The sequence below is a fragment of the Herbidospora cretacea genome, assembly GCF_001570605.1.
In the GTDB taxonomy this organism is placed as follows: domain Bacteria; phylum Actinomycetota; class Actinomycetes; order Streptosporangiales; family Streptosporangiaceae; genus Herbidospora; species Herbidospora cretacea.
On record NZ_BBXG01000005.1, the window covers coordinates 259184 to 278410 of the forward strand.

Sequence of the window (19227 nt, forward strand, 5' to 3'; positions counted from 1 at the left end):
CATCCTGAACCCCGTGATGTTCCGGTTGCTCGGGCCCGTCGAGGTGGTGGCCGGACAGGCCGCCGTTCGGCTGGGCGGAATCAAACCGCAGACACTGCTGGCCGCGCTGCTCCTGGAGCACGGCCACGTCGTGCCCACGACCCGGCTGATCGACGTCCTCTGGCCCGACGATCCGCCGGAGACGGCCAGAGCCGCGATCCAGACGTACGTGAAGACGCTGCGGCAGGCCGTGGGGAAGGACATGATCGTCACCCACGCCTCGGGCTATCTGGCCCGGATCCCGCCGGGCTCGCTCGACACCGACCTGTTCCAGGGGTTGCTCGCGGACGCGCGCGATGCCGCCGGTCCCCGCGAGACCTCCGAGCTGCTCGGCGCGGCGCTGGCGCTGTGGCGGGGGCCCGCCCTGGCCGGGCTCGGTGATTCGGCGCTGGCCGGGGAGGCGGCCCGGCTGGAGCACCTGCGGCTGTCGGCGACCGCCGACCGGCTCGACGCCGAACTGGCCCTCGGACACCACGCCGAGCTGGTGGCGGAGCTGGCCGCGCTGGTCGGCCGCCATCCCGCCGACGAACGGCTGCGCGGCCAGTACATGACCGTCCTCTACCGGCTCGGCCGCCAGTCCGACGCGCTCGCCGTCTTCCGCGAGGGCCGGGAGTCGCTCGCGGAGGAGCTCGGCGTCGACCCCGGGCCCGAGCTGACCGCGCTCCACCACGCGATCCTGCGCGGCGACGCCGCGCTGCTCGGACCGGCCCCGGGTGAGCAGGTCCGGGTGGCCGTGCCGGCGCAGCTCCCGCCGGGTCCGGCCGACTTCACCGGCCGGGCCGAGGTGAGCGCGGCGCTGGGCGCGGCGCTGACGTCGGGCGGGGCCGCCGCGGTGGTCGCGGGCCGGTCCGGGAGCGGCAAGTCGGCGCTGGCGATCCACGTCGCCCACCAGGTCGCCAAGGCGTTCCCCGACGGGCAGCTCTACGCAGAGCTGCGCGGGATGTCCGCCGCCCCGGCCGATCCGGGCGAGGTGCTCGGCCGGTTCCTCAAGGCGCTCGGCGTCGAACCGGGCGCGCTGCCCGAGTCCACCGGGGAGCGGGCCGACCTCTATCGCAGCCTGCTGGCCGGGCGGCGGACGCTGGTCGTGCTCGACGACGCCGGGACCGAGCGGCAGGTCCGCCCGCTGCTGCCGGGCGGCACCGCCGCCGTGCTGATCACCTCGCGCAATCGGCTCGGCGGCCTGGCGGGGGTGCGCCGCACCGACCTCGACGTGCTCGATCCGGCCGAGGCGATGGAGCTGATGGGCCGGATCGTCGGGGCCGGACGGGTGGCCGCCGAGGAGGCGGTGGCCCGCGAGATCGCCGAGATGTGCGGGCGATTACCCCTCGCGATCCGGATCGCCGGGGCCCGCCTGGCCACCCGGCAGCGCTGGCCGCTGCGGGTGCTCGCCGACCGGCTGGCCGACGAGCGGCGGCGGCTGGACGAACTGGCCATCGCCGACCTGGAGGTGCGGGCCGGGTTCGAGGTGAGCTACCGGGGGCTGGACGAGGAGGCCGGCCGGGCCCTGCGGCGGCTCGGCTACCTGGGCGTCCCGGAGTTCTCCGCCTGGATCGTCGCCTGGCTGTGCGACGTGGCCTGGCCGGTCGCCGAGGACATCGTCGAACGGCTGGTCGACGCGCAGGTGGTGGACTTCGGCCGGGTCGACGACTTCGGCACGCTGCGCTACCGCATCCACGACCTGGTGCGGATCTACGGCCGCGAACGCGCCGAGGCGGAGGAACCGGCCGAGACCCTCGACGCGGCCGTCGGCCGGGTGCTCGGCGGCTGGCTGGCCCTGGTCGACCAGGTGGCGATCCACACGCCCTCCGACGAGATCGGCCGGCCGCGGCCCTCGGCGGAGCTCCCGGCCGCGCCGCCCGAGCTGGTCGAGCAGGTACTCAAGGCCCCCTACGACTGGTTCGACGTCGAGCAGCCCGCCCTGGTCGTGGGTCTGGAACGGGCCGCCGCGCTGGGGCTGCACGCCATGGTGGTCCGGTTCGCCTCGGCCCGGCTGGGGATGTCGTTCCTCGGCGTGACCCGGTTCGAGTCGAAGGAGCGGATCGTCCACGCCGCCCTGACCGCCGCCCGCGACGCGGGCAACCGCGAGGGCGTGGCGGCCATGCTGGCCGAGCTCGGCGGCCTGCGCTACCAGCAGGACCGCTTCCCCGAGGCGAACCGGGTCCTCGGCGAGGCCCTGGGCGCCTTCCGCGACCTCGGCGACCGCCGGGGCCAGGCGTTCGTGCTGTCGGCGCTGGGCGCGACGTCGCGCGAGGCGGGCCGGCTGGCCGACGGGCTCTACTTCCTCGACCGGGCCGCCGGCCTGTTCGCCGACTTCGGCGACGGGGTCGGGCACGCCCACGCCCGCCGCCTGGCCGGTTCGATCCAGCTGGAGCGCGGCGACTACGACGACGCGTGGGCCGCGCTGGAGGAGTCGCTGTCGGACTACCGCGGCGTCGGCAGCCGCCGGGGCGAGGCCGTCACGCTCCGCACGATGAGCCTGTTCCACCGCGCGACCGGCGACTACGCCGCCGCTGTCGGACCGGCGGAGGAGGCGCTGGCCATCTTCCGCCACCACGGGGACACCCTGATGGAGGCCTATGCGGTCCGCAGCCGGGCCAAGGCCGAAGTGCGGCTGGGCCTCGGCCGCCAGGCGCTGGCCCCCCTGGAACAAGCCCTGTCGACCTGCCGGGCGATGCGCGACCGCTGGGGCCTGGGGGTGACCCTGCGCACGCTCGGCGAACTCCACCTGGCCGACGGCAACCTCCGCGACGCCGACGTCTGCCTGACCGCCGCCAAGGAGGTCTGGCAGGACATGGAGGCGCCGCTGTGGATGGCCCGCACCGAACGCGACCTGGCGCTGCTGCACGAGGCGCGGGGGGAGACGGAGACGGCGGCCGAGATCCGGGCCCGCGCCGTCCAGGTCTTCCGCGACCACGGCTCGCGCGAGTTCGGCGAGCTGACGGAGTCCTGAGGGCGCTGAAAGAGGGCCTCCGCCGGCTTTCACCGCGATTTCAGCGCCTCGTCCGAACCTTTGGGTGCAACGAAAACACCGCACCGAAAGGGCTCAGAAAATGCGCATCCCCCGCCTCGTCTCCGCCGGTCTGATGATCGCCACCTCGCTCGGCCTCGCCACGGTCCTGACCGGTGCCCCGGCCCACGCCGACTCCTCGCCCGGCGGCCAGATCACCCGCTCCGAAGTGCTCGCCCGCGCCCAGAACTGGGTCGACAGCGGCGTGAAGTACAACCTGACCCGCGCGTCGAGCACGCTCTACACCGACGTGGAGGGCGACAACCGCTACGGCCCGGACTGCTCCGGCCTGGTCTCCATGGCCTGGCACATCACCGCGAACGCCGGCAAGGGCGGCCACAGCACGAGCGACTTCGAGAGCTGGTCGGGCAAGATCTTCCTGGGCAGCCTGCACGACCTCGAACCCGGCGACGCCATCCTCAAGGACGGCCACATCGAGCTGTTCGCCCGCTGGAAGAACAGCGGCGACCACACCCAGGGCGCCTGGACCTACTCGCTGAACGGGACCGGCGACCCCGACGGGAACGGCTGGCAGATGGACTGGGCCAAGGGCCCGGCGGCCAACTCCCACGGCCAGCGCGGCGACGAGTCGTGGTCGAGCATGCAGAACTACCGCCCGATCCGCTACAAGAACATCGTCGACGACTCGTCACCGCCGGCCCCGCGCTTCCGCCAGGGCGACTACGACGGCGACGGCAAGTCCGACCGCGCCCTCTGGGAGCCGTCCACCGGCAAGTGGTTCGTGGAATTCAGCGGCAACGGCGTCAAGAACGAGACCACCCCCTGGGGTCAGTCGGGTGACATCCCCGTGCCCGGTGACTACAACGGCGACCTCCAGGCCGACCGCATGCTGTTCCGCCCCTCGACCGGCGCCTGGTACGTCACCTACTCCACCACCGGCCAGCAGGTGCAGCTCCCGAGCTGGGGCGTCAACGGCCACATCCCGGTCCCCGGCGACTACGACGGCGACGGCAAGTCCGACCGCGCCCTCTGGGAGCCGTCCACCGGCAAGTGGTTCGTGGAATTCAGCGGCAACGGCGTCAAGAACGAGACCACCCCGTGGGGCCAGTCGGGTGACATCCCCGTCCCGGGTGACTACAACGGCGACGGCAAGGCCGACCGCGCGCTCTGGAGGCCCTCGACCGGCGCCTGGTACATCACGTACAGCACCACCGGCCAGCAGGTCCAGCTCCCGAGCTGGGGCGTGAACGGCCACATCCCGGTCCCCGGCGACTACGACGGCGACGGCAAGTCCGACCGCGCCCTCTGGGAGCCGTCCACCGGCAAGTGGTTCGTGGAATTCAGCGGCAACGGCGTCAAGAACGAGACCACTCCGTGGGGTCAGAACGGCGACATCCCGGTCTCCGGTGACTTCAACGGCGACGGCGAGACCGACCGGGTGCTGTGGCGGCCCTCCACCGGGGCCTGGTACGCGACCTACTCGACCACCGGCCAGCAGGTCCAGCTCCCGAGCTGGGGCGTGAACGGCCACATCCCCGTCAACTGAGACCTCACCTCGCGGGCCGTCCGGGAATCCTCCCGGGCGGCCTTCCGGCACATCCAGAAAGGGAGCGCACATGATCCTGCTCTCCGATCCCGTCATCGGCCGCATACCGGTCGAGGAGGACGGCGACCCGGTGCTCGACCTCGCGAACGTCCCGGCGTTGCGGGTCGATCCACGCGAGGCCGCCGGGAACCCGTTCCACGCGCGGCTCCGCAGCGGCGTCGTCGACCGGCTCGTCATCGCCCAGACGCTGCTGCCCCCCGGGCTGCGGTTCCTCGTCGTCGAGGGGCTGCGCCCGATCAGGCTCCAGAAAACCTACTTCGACGCCCACGTCGACCGGCTCCGCCTCGACCATCCGGGCCGGGACGAGGCCTGGTACCACCAGCGGGCCGGCCGGTACATCTCCCCGCCCGAGGTCGCCCCGCACGTGGCGGGCGCCGCCGTCGACCTGACCCTGCTCGGGCCCGACGGAACCGAACTCTCACTCGGCACGGAGGTGAACGACACCGACACCGAGGACTGCCACACGGCCGCCACGACGATCTCCCCCGAGGCCGCCGGGCGCCGCCGCCTCCTGTGCGACGCGCTGACCCAGGCCGGCCTGGTCAACTATCCGACCGAGTGGTGGCACTGGTCCTACGGCGACCGCTACTGGGCCCACGTCACGGGTGCGCGGGCGGCCCGTTACGGCCCGGTCTCCGTGTAGGAACATGGCAGGCCCGGCGGGATGTTTCCCGCCGGGCCAGATCATGGGTGGAGCTTCAGGCGTTTACCAGAAGCGGTAGTCCGGAGCGGGCCACTCGGGCTCGGCGGGGGCGACCCACGGAGCCGCGCGGCGGGCGCGGACGTCGTTCTCGGTGACGGTCTCGCCGGGGGCGAGGACCAGCGGGATGCGGACGCGGCTGCGCTGCAGGTCCACGGTCACCTTGGCGCCGGTGGCGGGCTCGCCGCTGTAGGTCGAGTCGGTGCCGGCGATGACCAGGCCGATGCGGTGCCCGGCCTTGAAGGTGTAGTCCTGCGGCAGGGTCAGCCACTTGACCTCGCCGTACGAGCCGACGGGCAGCGGGTTCGAGGCGCTGATCGACTCACGGTTCTGCACGTCGATCCAGCCGCGGCCGACGATCTCCAGGGCGGCGGTCGCCATGTTGGTCGCGACGTCGAAGTAGCAGCCGTCGTCGGCGGCGGTCGACTCGCCGTAGCAGCTCTGCGTGGTCAGGTTGCGGATGCCCTGGTTGCTGCGCCAGGCGATCCGCTCGTCGGTGCCGAAGTCCACGAGGAGCGCGGTGAGGTTGGAGGTCGGCTTGTCGAGCTTCACCTGGAGGCTGATCTCGGGCGTGCCGGACATCCGGATGTCCTTGGACAGCTCGCTGGTGGTGAAGGCGACGCGGCCGGCGGCCGGGGTGGTGATGTTGGCGACCATCGCGTTCTCCGACTGGCGGACGTCGGTGAAGGTCGCGGTCTCGCCGTTCTGGGCCTGGACGAGACCCAGGGTGCCGTCGGCGGCCGGGCGGAACAGGTGGTTCTGGGCGGCGGGCTCGGGCCAGTCGCGCAGCTTGATCCAGTCGGTCCGGCCGGTCTGCACGTCGGCGCGCGGCTGCTTCATGACGTCGTTGCTGACGCCGACGAGCCAGTAGTCGAACCAGGCGTGCAGATTGTCGACCCAGCGGTCGCGCTGGCCCTCGAAGTCGAACGGGTCGACGTGCTGGGTCTGGCCGACCCAGATCTTGCGCGGCACGCCGTTCTTGGCCAGGCCGTCCCACCAGACGGAGAAGTTTTCCGGCTTGACGTTCAGGTCGTTGACGGTGTGCACGACGAAGACCGAGGCCTTGACCTTGGAGACGTCGCCGAGGGTGCCGGCGATGTAGTCACGCTCGGCCCAGTAGTCGTTGTGGTTGCCGGTGTCGTCGCCGTCGTTCGCGTCGGCGTACGCCCGCACCGCGGCGCACTTCGCGTCCGGGTCCGTGTCGACGGCGTTGCCGAGGTAGGACTGGTAGTTGAAGTTGTAGATCACGCCGTTCATGCGCTGGTACTTGTACCAGGAGCTGATCGCCGAGATCGGGACGATGGTCTCCAGGCCCTCGACGCCGGTCGCCGCGACGCCGTTGGCCAGCGTGCCGTCGTAGGACTTGCCGATCATGCCGGCCTTGCCGGTGCTCCAGTCGGCCACGGCGGGGGTGACGCCGTCGAGCTTGGTCGCGGTGGCGCGGCCGTTCAGCCAGTCGATGACGGCCTTGCCGCCCAGCACGTCGGCCTTGCCGCCGACGTCGGGGCAGCCGGTCGACTTCGTGGTGCCGATCATGTCGACGGCCAGGAAGGCGTAGCCGCGCGGCACGAAGTAGTTGTCGTACCAGAGCGGGAACTTCACGATGTTCCCGTCGGCGTCGTAGACCTTGCGCTCCGCCTCGTTGCCTCGGCCGGAGTTGTCGTAATAGGGGCTCTCGTCGATGATCGAGGCGACCTTGAGGTCGGCGCCCGACTCCTTGGGACGGATGATGTCGACCCGCACGCGGTCGAGGACGCCGTCGGAGTCACTGTCCACGGTCGACTCGACCAGAACGGACTCGCGGATCGCGTCGGCGTACGAGAAGACGGGCTGGGTGCGCCCGTTCGCGACGGAAATGGCAGGGGCGGCACTCGCCTGAACCGGGGCGGCGAGGGCCACCACCAGGCCCACGGCGACGAGGGCGGCTCGCAACGGTGGCACTAAGAGCCTCCAGAGACTCGGGAATTAGCCCAAATCTCCTTGAAAACTCCCATAACAGACAAGATCAGGTTACGGCTTTGACACCACCTCGTGCTAAATGTGTGACATGGCACTCGGTGTCCATGACGCCTTCCGGCGAACCGCGGCGTCAACCGCCGTCGGCGGTGACGAAACCGCAGAGAGCGGCGATGGTGCCGGCGGCGTCCACGGCGTCACCGTCGATCAGTCCTTCGTCCCTGATTCTCGACATCGCAGATCGCGCATGGCGCAGGAAGAAGAACAGGACGTGATCGTTGATGTTCTCGGCGTAGGTCTCGTTCATGCTGGTGAAGAGCCCGTTCAGCCGCCGCCGCTCGCCTTCCATCCGATCGAGGGGATATTCCCCGCCGGGGTCCGACGCGTTGACCTGACGAAGGAAGAGAGAGCCCCCGCCGAACAACCGGAGAAGAGAGATCCGCGCCTGACTCTCTCTGGTCTCGCGCAGGAGATGCCGCTCGTCGAGTTCCCGGCCGAACGCGAGCGCGTCGAGAGTGCGGAGAAGCCGCAGATGATGAAGGGCTGCCAGGGACATCGGGAAGGAGTCCAGCAGGGCGGCCGGTTCGCTCTCCTTCGCCGACCAGCGGTCGACCAATTCGGCGGCAAGCGAATCGCAGACGAATTCTTCCAGCAGATGAGGGTCTTCGATGAACTCGGCCACCCGCTCGGCGTGACTCACGTGGACGAAATCCCGCGGCTCCTGCCGCTGGCCCGACCCGCGAAGAAACCTCTCTTTCTCTTCGTCGCTCGACCATGTGGCGCCCGCGACCGCCCGCTCGGCGGCGGCCCGATAATCCCTGTTGTAACCCTCCTCGACGAGAGCGGCCACATCCACGTCTTGCTGGTCGAGGTCCCGCAGGCGGGCGCCGATGACAGCCGGCGGCACACAGAAGTCCCGCATCGCCGCGCGGATGAGCGGCGGCCCCCGCCATAAGTAGTGACACATCTCGTGTGCGATGGCGAAGGCCTCGTTCATGAGCGTCTGCATCCACCGCGCGTAGGTGTCCAGCGTCGGCGCCTGCTGCCGGACAGGCGGGAGACGGGCACTGCTGACCGCGTGCAGCATCGCTGATGCCAGCGCGCCCTCCGTGTCCCCCTGATCGAAGATCCGGATGGCCACCAGCTTGAAGAGGTAGGCGTCGAGTCGCTCCAGGCCCCTCTCCTCAAGGAGGAGCCTGTTCAGCTTTCCGATGATCTGGCCGTTGTACTGGTCGTACACGATGTAGTCGCGGTCGGGCAGCGTCACGATCTCCGTTCTCGCCCTGACCGTGTAGACAATCTTGAACTGGGGGGCGGAGATCTCCTTCTGGATCATCTTCGGGATCTCCGCGCAGAAATAGTCGAAGAGTTTCCGGTAGGTCGCGTGCAGTGGCGCGAACCTGCTTTCGTCCAGGGGGAATCCGCGATAGCCGCGCGTGGTGACCAGATAGTCATCCAGTGTGATCACTGTCCGCTCTCCCCTCTCCTTCTTGGAGCACCCTGTTCTCCAGAGCTTTGATGATCTTGACCACCTCGTCCGCCGAGTGGCCCACGAACTTCTTCCCGTCGAAAGTCACCACGGTCGACTTGTGTTTCTCGACGCGGGTGGTCATCCAGTGGCGCAACACCGGAATCGAGGCGAGTGAAACGGTGACGAAAGCCTGCACGATCGTGTTGCCGTCCAGCGCCCTGCTCGACACGACGGTCGGCCGGAGGCTCGCCGACTCGAGGGTTTCCAGATCTTCTTCACTGATGTCGACGGCGATCAGCACAGAGGTCATGAATCAAGAGGAGCACAGCGCGCAGGACGGGGACAACCTCAGGTGTGAACAACTAGGCCGTGACGACGGTGACCCCGGCGGTCCGCAGCGCGGTCACCGCGCCGGGCGGGGTGCGCGTGTCGGTCACCAGCGTGTCGATGCCCGAGAGCGGCGCTATCCGCACGGCGCTGCGCCGGGTGAACTTGGTGTGGTCGGCCAGCACCACGAGCCGCGTCGCGGCCGCGATCATGCTGCGGTCGGTCTCCGCCTCGGCCAGGTGGGCTCCCAGCATCCCGTACGCGGGATCGACGCCGTAGGCGCTGAAGAAGCCGGCGTCGATGCGGAGGTCGGTGAGCGCCTGCGTGGTGAGGTGGCCCAGCAGCGACAGCTCGGCGTTGCGCATCAGCCCGCCCAGCACGAGCACCTGGGTGGTGGCGGAGGCGGTGCCGATGGCGTACGCGATGGCGACGGAGTTGGTCACCACCGTCAGGCCGGGGACGGTGACCAGGTGGGGAACCATCTGCGCGGTGGTCGACCCGCCGGTCAGGAGGATCACGCCGCCCGGGGAGACGAGCTTGGCCGCCTCGGCGGCGATCCGCCGCTTCTCGCCGGGGTTGGCGATCGAACGTTCGGCGATCGGCGGTTCGTCGGGGCCGCCGTCGAGGGCCATCGCGCCGCCGTGGACGCGGCGGAGCAGGCCGTGGCCGTCGAGGGCGTCGAGGTCGCGCCGGACGGTGGAGACGCTGACGTCGAGTAACTCGGCCAGGTCCTCGACGGAGACGGTCCGGCGAGTGCGCACGTGGGCGAGCAGGTCGTTTCTGCGCTTCTCGCTCAGCATGGCGATCATGCTACCCGCGTACACCAAAGGTAGTTGTGCCGATACGGGACGCGCACTTCGGCACAGACCGGAGCGGCGCGAGGCGCTTTCCTTGGGTCATCGGCCCGACGGGGGCCGGGACCACCGATTTGAAGGACTGATTCCCATGCGTCGTCACATCGCCGCCCTCACCCTCGCCGTCGCCGGCTTAGCCGGCCTGGCGTCCCTGTCCGCTCCCGCCCAGGCGGCATCGCCGATCCCTGTGACGGTGAGCCTCGGCGGCCTGACCGTCACCGGCACGACCGGATCCGACCTGATCACCCTGGCCGAGGGCGCCGGCGGCGCCATCACGGTGACCGGCGCGGGCGTCACCTCCGCCGACACCGACTGCCAGCCGATCTCCGGCGGCGTCAGCTGCAAGAACGCCAGCACGATCATGGTGAACATGCGCCAGGGCGACGACATCGTCAACAACGACACCGTCGGCCGGTTCACCGAGATCTTCGGCTCGGCCGGCCGCGACACCCTCTGGGGCGGCAGCGGGCGCGACATCCTCGTCGGCGGCACCGGCGACGACTTCCTGCACGGCCGTGGCGGCAACGACACGACCGACGGCGGCGCCGACACCGACAACTGCACGGGCGAGACCGAGCAGAACTGCGAGATCTGAGCGGCGGGCCGGGCGCCCGGACGGACGCCCGGCCCTGATCGCCGGGTCAGCGGGGGACGCGGCCCAGGTGGCGGAGGAGCTCGTCGGCGACCGGGGTGGCCGACGGCTCGCCGGACGCCTCGACCACGGGGGCGTAGGCGCCCCACTGGCGCAGCGGCTCGACGACGCCCCGCGCGGCGGTGAGCAGGTGACCGGCGAGCTCGTCGTCGAGCGGGGAGGGCTGACCGGTGGCGATCGCGACGTCCCACGCGTGCACGGCGGCGTCGAGCGCGCACATCACCGCCGCGACCGGGGTGGGCAGCTCGCCGTGCGGTAACGGCGTCGGCACGGCCGCGGTGTCGTCGGACACCGTGGCCCACGCCGCGGCGGTCTGCTCGACGGCCTCCTTCACCAGTTCCGCGGCGGTGCCCTCGACGGCCCCCGACGGCGAGAAGGGGTCGTAGGCCGGGCCGGCTCCGATGCCGAGCATCATGGCGTAGGCGAGCTGGTCGCCCGCGGCGTGCTGGATCACCTGGGTGACCGTCCAGTCGGCGCACGGGGTGGCGGCGTCCCACTGGTCGTCGCGGACGCCGGCGACGCTGTTCTCCAGCGCCCGGTAGGAGGTGGCCAGCACCCCACGCCAGACCGGCTGCAGGGAGGTGACCGTGGCGCTGTCGGTGATGTACATGAAGGTTGCCTTTCGATCGCGTCCTCGCTTGTGATCTCAGACTATGGGTCCATTAGGCTACTTTCGTTCCTAATGATCCCGGGAGTGAGATGGCTCCGACGACGACCCGCGTGCTGCGCCTGCTGTCGCTGCTCCAGGACCGCGCCCACACCGGCCGCGAGCTGGCCGAACGCCTCGGCATCACCGACCGCACGCTGCGCCACGACATCCAGCGCCTGCGCGAACTCGGCTATCCCGTGCACGCCACGCGCGGCGCGGTGGGCGGATACCGGCTCGGGCAGGGCGCGACGATGCCCCCGCTGCTGCTCGACGACGACGAGGCGGTGGCCGTCGCGGTGGCCGTCGGCCTGGCCGAGGACGGCTCCACCGGAATCGCCGACATCCACGTCAGCCTCACCAAGGCGCTCGCCAAGCTCCAGCAGATCCTCCCGAAGCACCTGCAGCGCAAGGTGTCCGCGCTGCGGTCGGCCACCGCGGTCGGCCCCGCCACGATCGGCTCCCGCGAGCCCGACGCCCCCGTGCCCGCCGCCACCCTCACCGTCGTCGCGGGCGCGATCCGCGACCGCGCGACCCTGCTGACCGCCCACGACGGCGACGAGACCGAGGTGGAGCCCTACCGCCTGATCAGCTGGCGCCGCAGGTGGTTCCTGGTCGCCTACGACCTGTCCACCCACACCTGGCGGGCGCTGCCCGTGGCCGCGCTGTCCGAGGTCCGGTCGGCGTCCCGCCGCTTCGCCGCGCGTTCGCTGCCCGACGACGACCTGGTCGCGTTCGTGCTGCGCGAGGTGGCCCAGACGGGGTGGAAGGTCCAGGCGCGCGTCACCGTCCTGGCCCCGGCGGAGACCGTGATCGCCCGCATCAACCCCGCCGTCGGCTACGTCGAGGCGGTCGACTCCCGCACCAGCGTCCTGGTCACCGGCGCCGACGCCCTGGAGACCATCGCCATCTACCTCAGCATGCTGATGATGGACTTCCGCGTGGACGGCCCGCCCGAGCTGGTCGCGCACGTCCGCACCATCGCCCGCCGCTACACCGAGGCCCTCGGAGGGTCTTACTCGGAGTAGGTGAACACGGCGTCGGAGAAGCCGTCGCCCGCCGTCCAGACGAGTCTCACCCGGACATGGGTGGCGTTGCGGACGAAGGTGACCTTCCGCCCGTCGTCGGTGACGGTGGCCCGCGCCCAGCCGTCGAACTTCCTGGTGAGGTGGTGGTCCCACCGGTCGAGATCCCCTGTGGCCACCGCGGCGACGGACTCGGTGGGGGGTTCGCCGTCCGAGCAGTAGCGGCCGAAGTTGGCGATCGCGGTGACCGTGCCGCTCCCGGCCTGGAGTTCGATGCTCTGGCAGGGGTCGGTCCTGGTGCCGTAGATCAGGCGCGGGTGCGACCACTGACCGGTCCGCGGGCTGTAGTGCTGTTCGACGAGGCCACGACCCTTCTCGTACCGCATCGCGACCCGGCGGCCGTCGGCGAGCGCCAACTGCTCCCCCGGGACGCTCTCGGTGATCCGCGCCGAAGGCGTGACAGCCGGACGCTCCACGGGACGTTCCGGGGTGCAGGCCATCGTGGTCACGAGCAGCGTCACCAGGGCCGGCACGCCGGCGCTCGCTGCGCGCATCACACCTCCCCTATTCCCGGACGGGTCAGGCTAGCAAGCCGGCTGAGAGATCAGCACCAGTGCCACATGCCGACGCGCACCCGGACGCCGGCCGAGGTGTGGGCGATCGGCTCGCCGGGCGCGGGCAGTCCCCCGGCCTGGACCAGATCCTGCGCCAGGCCGGTCACCCGCGCCTGGCGCAGCGGCCACCTCGGGTGTTCGACCTCGGCGGTGGCCAGGCGTCCGGCGACCACGGTGAACAGCCGGTAGCGCTCGGTCAGGAAGTCGGTCAGGTCGTCGGGGACCACGGGCTCGCCCACCGCGACGTCGGCGTCGCCCCTGTTCCCCGCGCGGCCGTGCCGGCGGCAGCGGTAGGTGATCTCGTCACCGTCGACCTGCACCGACATGGCGGACCAGTAGTAGGGCAGCCGGAAGCCTGCCCGTGCGGCCGCCACGGCGGGCAGGCGGGCGGCGTCCAGGGACAGGAACCACAGGCCGCTGCGCCCCTGCTCGTCGTGGACGTAGGTCCGCACGTTGGTCTCGGGAAAGCGGGACAGCCAGGGCAGCGCCGGGCCGATCGGCGGTCGCACGTCCTCCATCAGGAAGGGCGTGAGGCCGACCCAGGCCGACCCGTCGTGCCGCTCGGCGGTGAGCCCCGGCGGGAGCAGCGCCTGGATCTGGGCGACCGGGTAGCGCCAGTGCACGAAGGTGATGTGCGACCAGGTCTGGTACATCAGCGGCCGAAGGACCATGTCCCGGTCCTACCCGCGACGACATGGGCAAACGACAACCTGGTGAGGGCGAGCGTCGGCGGCCCCGGAGAGGGCCGCCGAACCGTGCTCAGTCGCCGCCGCCCGGCTCCGACATCCTGCGCGACATGCGGGCCTTGCCCGCGTTGATCGTCACCGCGTCGATCGGGCGGCCGGACGCGGTGGCGCGGAGATGGAGCTCCTCGGCGCCCTCGTGGCGGGCCAGATCGGCGCGGACCGGGGGCCGGTGGCCGGGGACGGTCATGCGCGGTCTCGGCCGGGACGGGACAGGATCACGCCGAGCGCGATCATGCCGAGGCCGAGGGCGAGGTGCAGCCAGTTGTCCGCCGTGTTGAGGGGCACCAGGTTGGCGTCGGCCTCGTGGTCGACGAGCAGGCCGTACACGAACAGGACGAGGTAGACCACGCCGCCGCCGATGAGGAACCCGCGGGAGGCGGACGCGGTCCGGGCCGCCGCGATCCCGGCGACGCCGAAGAGCAGGTGGACGATGTTGTGCAGGATCGACACCTGGAACACGCCGAGCAGCAGGGCGTCCGAATGGTGACCGGCGAACTCCATCGTGTCGTAGTTGGTCGTGATGCCGGGGATGAACCCCAGCACGCCGACGAGCAGGAAGACCACACCGACGGTCAGCGTGGCGCGGCGTAAGGGTGAACGGGTCCGATCGGATGCCGGGATGTTCATGAGAGCTCCTGTACGACAGGAAGTGCTCGCAGCGCGACTGTTGTGCTGGTCCCCCGCCGCTACCCGGCTTCGGGCGCCGCAATCACACCGGGCACTCCATCGGCCTCGTCGGTCCCGAAACTCGACATCACATGGGACAGCAGGGCCGACTGGTCGTGGGAGCCCTCCGCGGCCCGGTCCCACACGCCTCCGGCCAGCAGATATTTGTCCCCGGCCACGAACGCCGTGCCGGCCAGCGCCATGGCGTTGATCCTGCGGAGCACGGCCGGCCGCCGGGTGAACTCCCCCATCTTCAGCGGCAGCACCATCCAGCCGGTCAGGACGTAGCCGCGGTCCCGGGCGTGCTCCAGCACGGAACACGGGTCGGCGTAGGAGGAGATCATCAGGAGCACGGTGCCGAACCCCGCCGACAGGATGCGCTTGCTGATGGTCGAGCCCGAGTGCCCGCCGGACAGGTGCGGGAAACCCGGCCGATCGTCGAGAAGAGGGAGATACGGGGGGTTGGCCACGACGCATTCCCGGTCGTCGCCGGGATCCAGATCGGCGAAGAAGTCACCGTGGCACACCTGGTAGCGACCGGCCAGGCCACTTCGGGCGATGAGCTCGCGGGCCGACGTGGCGGATCGCTCGTCGAGCTCGAATCCGTGCATCATGCCCCGGAAGCCGACCCGCCGGATGACGTCGATCATGGCGTGGCCGGAGCCCGCCCCGAACTCGTGGACGCGGCGCATCCCGGGCCTGCTCCGCAGCAGGTCGGCCACGCAGAGCCCGTAGAACTCCGACTCATCCTGGTCATAGAACGCGAGCATGCGAGCTCCTTCATGGCAGGGAGCATGTGGGTGTCAGACAGACAGGAACGGCGTCCGCAGCGCTCTATTGGGCTGGTTCAGGGTGCATGCCCGGTGGATCCCGGGATAACCGGGTGGGTTGCCGCCCGAAATGCCGGGTAGCGTCCGGAAAACAGCACAAAAACAGCGCTGTCGAGAACTTCCTGTCGTCACAGGAGAACTCATGACCACTCACATGCCTACTCGGACCGGGTCCCCGCTCCGCCAGGCCGCGCTGATCTTGGGTGTGGTGTTCCTGCTGGTGGGCGTGCTGGGGTTCATCCCCGGCATCACCACGAACTACGGCTCGATGACCTTCGCGGGCCACCATTCGGGGGCGCTGCTGCTCGGCGTCTTCCAGGTGTCGATCCTGCACAACATCGTCCACCTGCTGTTCGGCGTGTGGGGCCTGGCGGCCTCGCGCACCTCACCCGCCGCCCGCGCGTTCCTCATCTGGGGCGGGGTGATCTACCTGGTCCTGCTCGTGTACGGCCTGTTCGTGAACTACGAGAGCGGCGCCAACTTCGTCCCGCTCAACACGGCCGACAACTGGCTCCACCTCGTCCTGGGCGTCGTCATGATCGCGCTGGGGGTCCTGCTGTCCCGGTCCGACCGCCGGACCGCCTGAGGCATGCGCTCTTCCCGTGCCGCTGTCGCGGTCATCGTGATGGACATGCTCAACCCGTACGACCACGACGACGCCGAAGCGCTGACCGCCAGGGTCGAGCACATCGTGGCGCCGCTGACCGGGCTGATCGAGGACGCCGGGCGGCGGGACGACGTCGATCTGATCTTCGTCAACGACATCCAGGGCGACTTCAGCGCCACCCGGGACGACCTGGTGCGCCGCGCGCTGGCGGGCAAGCGCCCCGACCTGGTGGAGCCGTTCGTGCCGCCGGAGGGGGGCGACTTCGTGCCCAAGGTGCGGCACAGCGTCTTCTACGGCACGCCCCTGGAGTACGCCCTGCACACGCGGGGCATCGACACGGTCGTGCTGGCCGGGCAGGTCACCGAGCAGTGCGTGCTCTACAGCGCGCTCGACGCCTACGTCCGGGAGTTCTCCGTACGGGTGGCGGTCGACGGCGTGGCCGCCATCCACGAGGACCTCGGGGAGGCGGCGCTGCGCATGATGGAGCGCAACATGCGGGCCACGCTCCTCCCGGCGGCCGAGTGCCTGTGAGGCCTCCGGTGACCGTGGTGGTGATCACCCGTGACCGGCACGACGAGCTGGTGCGCTCGCTGCCCCGTCACGAACCGCCGGTGATCGTGGTGGACAACGGCTCCACCGACGGCAGCGCCGCCACGATCCGCGCCCGTTTCCCGCACGTCCGGCTCGTCGAGCCGGGCCGGAACCTGGGCGCGCGGGCCCGCAACATCGGCGTCCGGCTCGCCGCCACGCCCTACGTCGCCTTCGCCGACGACGACTCCTGGTGGGCTCCGGGCGCCCTGCGGCGCGCGGCCGAGGTCATGGAGGCACACCCGCGGCTGGCCGTGCTCGCCGCGCGTCTGCTGGTCGGACCGGAGGAGGTCGTCGACCCGGTCTGCGCGGCGATGGCCGGCTCTCCGCTCGGGGTCGAACCCGATCTTCCCGGGCCGAGCGTCCTGGGCTTTCCCGCCTGCGGCGCGGTCGTGCGCGGGAGCGCCTTCCTCGCCGCCGGGGGCTTCGACGACGTGATCTTCTTCTACGGCGAGGAGGAGCGCCTCGCCCTCGACCTGGCGGCGGCGGGCCGGGGCCTGGCCTACGTCGAGGACGTCGTCGCCCACCACCACCCCTCCCCCCTGCGCGATCCCCGCGGGCGGCAGGTCCTGGCCGCCCGCAACGCCCTGCTCACGGCGGTGCTGCGGCGCCCGTGGCCGGTGGTGGCGGACGTCGCGCTGGCGGCCGTGCGCGCCGGACCGGTCGGGTGGCGGAGCCTGGGCGAGGCGGCCACGCGCCTGCCCCGGGCGCTAGCCCGCCGCCGCACCCTGCCCCCGAGCGTCGAGGCCGCCCGCAGATCGCTGGACCAGAGCCGTCATCACCGGGAAACGCCGGCCGGAGGCCTTGGCGGCGGCGAGTGGCGCTGCCGGATTTCTGTTTGCCGCAAGACGCGGTTAGCGCGACGCGACGACGGGCAGGGGCACAGGGCCGGCCCGAAAAAGGGCTGTGACCTGTAGGTGGATCTGCGGTTCGCTGGTCATACCAGCTGGCATTACCGGTCCTGGACGCCGCATCTCCTCGCACAAGGCACCTGATTCGGCAGGTGGTGCCGGCATCAATGGAGTGAGGCCTCGAAAATGTGTCCCACTATTCCCGACCTGGCCGAGACGGTCGTGCCCAGACATCTCGCGGTGCGCATCGCCACCGTGGTCACGGACACCGTCGTCGCCGAGATCGACGGCGAACTCGATCTCCACACCGCCCCGCTGCTGGAGGCGATCCTGCTTCCGTTGCCGCCCACCGGCGTCCGCCACATCGTCGTGGACGCCGGAAATCTGCACTTCTGCGACGTCTGCGGGTTCCGCGCGCTGTCGGAGATCAACGACGTGGCGGTGAGCCATGGAGGCGGGGTCGTCATCGCCAGGCCCAACCGGATACTCCGCCGGATCTCCGCGCTCGTACAGGAATGCGGCCCGGCCGCCCGCTCGCGCCCGATCCCCCTCTTCGACGAGGTCGCGGACGCTCTGACTACGGACGCGGGCACTACGGACGCGGGCCGAGGCGGTTCAGGGTGGAACTGAGCGTCACGCCGTAGACGACGTGACCGGCCGCCATGACGAACTGGCGGCCCGGCTGGTCCCGTGACACCGGGGGCAGGGCCCCCAGAGCGGGCACCCAGCCCTGGTAGGAGGCCAGCCACATCGCCAGGCCGTAGGCCGCGCCCGCGGACGGGGACGCCCGCCGGGTCGCCAGGGCGAAGGCGCTGCCCGCGACCGCCCCGAAGCCGAAGTGCGCCAGCAGGGCGAGCGGCCTCTCCCCCTGTTTGGGCCGGTGGCGCGACCCGGGCAGCAGGGCCCGGACGACGCGCTTGGGCGGCTGCTCGTCCATCAGTCCCATCCCGCGCCCGGCCAGCATGACCACGCTCATCGCGCCGGTGGCCAGCAGGCCGCCGACGGCGCCCGCGCTCAGTTTCCTCATCGGGGGGCCTTCCTGTTCGCTTCAGGGTGGCCCGGCCGGGTGCGGCCGGGCCCGGATGGCGCGTCAGTCGGTGGTCAGCGCACCCATGAGGTCGCCGACCGAGGTCTCCGGCAGGGCCTTGGCGACGTCGGCCAGCGCGACCATGCCCACCAGGGTGTGGCCGTCGATCACGGGCAGGCGGCGGACCTTGTGGGAGCCCATCGTGCGCAGGACCTCGCGGGCGTCGTCGTCGGCGCCGATGGTGACGACCTCCCCGCCCCCCAGCTCACGGGCGAGGCACGACTTGGGGTCCTTGCCCTGCGCGATCACCTTCACCACGATGTCGCGGTCGGTGATCATCCCCTTGAGCCGGTTGTCCTCCCCGCAGATCGGCAGGGAGCCGACGTCGAGGCTGCGCATCTTCTCGGCGGCGTCGGCGATGGTCTGGTCGGAGTTCACGCACTCCGCGTTCGGACTCATGATCTCGCGTGCGGTGGTCATACGTTCTCCTTCCTGGCTCCTTCCTGATATCGGTCCGCCTGCCCCGCATTCGATGACGCACCCCCGCAGTCACCGCAAAAAGTTCGCCATGCGGACGGCGGACTCCAAATCGGAGGTCATGAGGACGCCCCGCGCTCCGGCCGCCCGCGCGGCGGCGACGTCCCTCTCGGCGTCGCCGATCACCACGCAGTCGGCGGGCCGCACCCCCAGGCGGGCCGCCGCCGACAGGACCATGCCGGGGGCCGGTTTGCGGCACGCGCATCCGTCGGCGGGTCCGTGCACGCAGATCTCCCACACGTCGAACGGGCCGAGGAGTTCCTCGACCCTCGCGTTGACCTCAGAAAGTTCACGGAGAGTGATGAGGCCCCGGGCGACCCCCGACTGGTTGGTGATCACTCCGATCGGGATGCCCGCCGCCCGCAGACGATCGAGGACGATCCGGGCGCCGGGCCTCGGACGGACATGTTTGGCGTCGTTGTTGTAGGGGAGGTCGTCGATCAGGGTCCCGTCCCGGTCGAAGAGAATCGCGCGCATGGTCTCGCGCTACCCATGACCCCGACCGGCGATGTCAACG

General features: G+C 70.9%; 22 protein-coding genes. 9 read left to right on the forward strand and 13 right to left on the reverse strand.

Annotated features, from left to right (window positions below; genetic code table 11):
- Window positions 1–16 precede the first annotated feature (16 nt).
- The 3 genes from AW270_RS12170 to AW270_RS12180 all read left to right on the forward strand — a co-directional run bounded on the left by AW270_RS12170 (window position 17) and on the right by AW270_RS12180 (window position 5256).
- Window positions 17–2989, forward strand: a complete 2973-nt coding sequence (locus AW270_RS12170; protein ID WP_245674686.1) for an AfsR/SARP family transcriptional regulator — start codon at window positions 17–19, stop codon at window positions 2987–2989.
- Between the two features lie 100 nt (window positions 2990–3089).
- Entirely contained in the window at window positions 3090–4553 is a 1464-nt protein-coding gene (locus tag AW270_RS12175) for an FG-GAP repeat domain-containing protein (protein WP_061293985.1), read from the forward strand.
- A 70-nt stretch (window positions 4554–4623) separates the two neighbouring features.
- Complete coding sequence (locus AW270_RS12180) at window positions 4624–5256, forward strand: M15 family metallopeptidase (protein ID WP_061293987.1); 633 nt, start codon at window positions 4624–4626, stop codon at window positions 5254–5256.
- A 63-nt stretch (window positions 5257–5319) separates the two neighbouring features.
- Here the strand turns inward: AW270_RS12180 and AW270_RS12185 are convergent, their stop codons facing one another.
- From AW270_RS12185 to AW270_RS12200, 4 genes are all read right to left on the reverse strand, one after another.
- Window positions 5320–7254 (reverse strand): CocE/NonD family hydrolase, encoded by a 1935-nt coding sequence (locus AW270_RS12185; protein ID WP_082801495.1) that lies wholly within the window; start codon window positions 7252–7254, stop codon window positions 5320–5322.
- Window positions 7255–7402: 148 nt separating this feature from the next.
- Window positions 7403–8737 carry a hypothetical protein gene (locus tag AW270_RS12190; protein WP_061293989.1) on the reverse strand — a complete coding sequence of 445 codons (1335 nt, stop codon included), beginning with the start codon at window positions 8735–8737 and terminating at the stop codon, window positions 7403–7405.
- Window positions 8721–9050, reverse strand: a complete 330-nt coding sequence (locus AW270_RS12195) for a hypothetical protein (protein ID WP_157521877.1) — start codon at window positions 9048–9050, stop codon at window positions 8721–8723. The genes AW270_RS12190 and AW270_RS12195 overlap by 17 nt, the downstream gene beginning before the upstream one ends.
- 52 nt (window positions 9051–9102) lie before the next feature.
- Window positions 9103–9867: a DeoR/GlpR family DNA-binding transcription regulator gene (locus AW270_RS12200; protein WP_063819193.1), complete on the reverse strand. Its 765-nt coding sequence runs from the start codon at window positions 9865–9867 to the stop codon at window positions 9103–9105.
- Window positions 9868–10012: 145 nt separating this feature from the next.
- Here AW270_RS12200 and AW270_RS40540 point away from each other — a divergent pair, with 145 nt between their 5' ends.
- A complete protein-coding gene (locus AW270_RS40540) occupies window positions 10013–10516 on the forward strand; it encodes a calcium-binding protein (RefSeq protein WP_061293995.1) in 504 nt (167 codons plus the stop codon).
- 46 nt (window positions 10517–10562) lie between these two features.
- On the opposite strand, the gene AW270_RS12210 is transcribed toward AW270_RS40540, so the two are convergent.
- The gene (locus AW270_RS12210; protein ID WP_061293997.1) at window positions 10563–11183 is read right to left on the reverse strand and encodes a TIGR03086 family metal-binding protein; all 621 of its coding nucleotides are present in this window, start codon (window positions 11181–11183) and stop codon (window positions 10563–10565) included.
- A gap of 89 nt (window positions 11184–11272) precedes the next feature.
- Here AW270_RS12210 and AW270_RS12215 point away from each other — a divergent pair, with 89 nt between their 5' ends.
- On the forward strand, window positions 11273–12247 hold the full coding sequence (locus tag AW270_RS12215; protein WP_061293999.1) for a helix-turn-helix transcriptional regulator: 975 nt from the start codon (window positions 11273–11275) through the stop codon (window positions 12245–12247).
- Here AW270_RS12215 and AW270_RS39840 read toward each other — a convergent pair.
- The 5 genes from AW270_RS39840 to AW270_RS12235 all read right to left on the reverse strand — a co-directional run bounded on the left by AW270_RS39840 (window position 12235) and on the right by AW270_RS12235 (window position 15040).
- Window positions 12235–12798, reverse strand: coding sequence for a hypothetical protein (locus tag AW270_RS39840; RefSeq protein WP_174549864.1), 564 nt, complete (start codon window positions 12796–12798; stop codon window positions 12235–12237). The two genes, AW270_RS12215 and AW270_RS39840, sit on opposite strands and share 13 nt — an antisense overlap.
- A 50-nt stretch (window positions 12799–12848) precedes the next feature.
- Window positions 12849–13529: a YqjF family protein gene (locus tag AW270_RS12225; protein ID WP_061294001.1), complete on the reverse strand. Its 681-nt coding sequence runs from the start codon at window positions 13527–13529 to the stop codon at window positions 12849–12851.
- A gap of 88 nt (window positions 13530–13617) precedes the next feature.
- The gene (locus tag AW270_RS38650) at window positions 13618–13791 is read right to left on the reverse strand and encodes a hypothetical protein (protein ID WP_157521879.1); all 174 of its coding nucleotides are present in this window, start codon (window positions 13789–13791) and stop codon (window positions 13618–13620) included.
- Window positions 13788–14231: a DUF4383 domain-containing protein gene (locus AW270_RS12230; RefSeq protein WP_061294002.1), complete on the reverse strand. Its 444-nt coding sequence runs from the start codon at window positions 14229–14231 to the stop codon at window positions 13788–13790. The genes AW270_RS38650 and AW270_RS12230 overlap by 4 nt, the downstream gene beginning before the upstream one ends.
- 59 nt (window positions 14232–14290) lie before the next feature.
- Window positions 14291–15040: a hypothetical protein gene (locus tag AW270_RS12235; protein ID WP_061294005.1), complete on the reverse strand. Its 750-nt coding sequence runs from the start codon at window positions 15038–15040 to the stop codon at window positions 14291–14293.
- A gap of 202 nt (window positions 15041–15242) precedes the next feature.
- Between AW270_RS12235 and AW270_RS12240 the strand changes: the two genes are divergently transcribed.
- The 4 genes from AW270_RS12240 to AW270_RS12255 all read left to right on the forward strand — a co-directional run bounded on the left by AW270_RS12240 (window position 15243) and on the right by AW270_RS12255 (window position 17776).
- Window positions 15243–15686: a DUF4383 domain-containing protein gene (locus tag AW270_RS12240; protein ID WP_061294007.1), complete on the forward strand. Its 444-nt coding sequence runs from the start codon at window positions 15243–15245 to the stop codon at window positions 15684–15686.
- A gap of 3 nt (window positions 15687–15689) precedes the next feature.
- Window positions 15690–16238: a cysteine hydrolase family protein gene (locus AW270_RS12245; protein ID WP_061294009.1), complete on the forward strand. Its 549-nt coding sequence runs from the start codon at window positions 15690–15692 to the stop codon at window positions 16236–16238.
- A gap of 8 nt (window positions 16239–16246) precedes the next feature.
- Window positions 16247–17212, forward strand: a complete 966-nt coding sequence (locus AW270_RS12250) for a glycosyltransferase family 2 protein (protein WP_245674679.1) — start codon at window positions 16247–16249, stop codon at window positions 17210–17212.
- Between the two features lie 120 nt (window positions 17213–17332).
- Window positions 17333–17776, forward strand: a complete 444-nt coding sequence (locus AW270_RS12255; RefSeq protein ID WP_082801497.1) for an STAS domain-containing protein — start codon at window positions 17333–17335, stop codon at window positions 17774–17776.
- Here the strand turns inward: AW270_RS12255 and AW270_RS12260 are convergent.
- The 3 genes from AW270_RS12260 to AW270_RS12270 form a co-directional block, all read right to left on the reverse strand.
- Window positions 17739–18173: a DUF6789 family protein gene (locus AW270_RS12260; protein ID WP_061294015.1), complete on the reverse strand. Its 435-nt coding sequence runs from the start codon at window positions 18171–18173 to the stop codon at window positions 17739–17741. The two genes, AW270_RS12255 and AW270_RS12260, sit on opposite strands and share 38 nt — an antisense overlap.
- Window positions 18174–18236: 63 nt before the next feature.
- On the reverse strand, window positions 18237–18653 hold the full coding sequence (locus tag AW270_RS12265) for a CBS domain-containing protein (RefSeq protein WP_061294017.1): 417 nt from the start codon (window positions 18651–18653) through the stop codon (window positions 18237–18239).
- Window positions 18654–18722: 69 nt separating this feature from the next.
- On the reverse strand, window positions 18723–19187 hold the full coding sequence (locus tag AW270_RS12270) for a D-glycero-alpha-D-manno-heptose-1,7-bisphosphate 7-phosphatase (RefSeq protein ID WP_063819183.1): 465 nt from the start codon (window positions 19185–19187) through the stop codon (window positions 18723–18725).
- Between the last annotated feature and the right edge of the window lie 40 nt (window positions 19188–19227).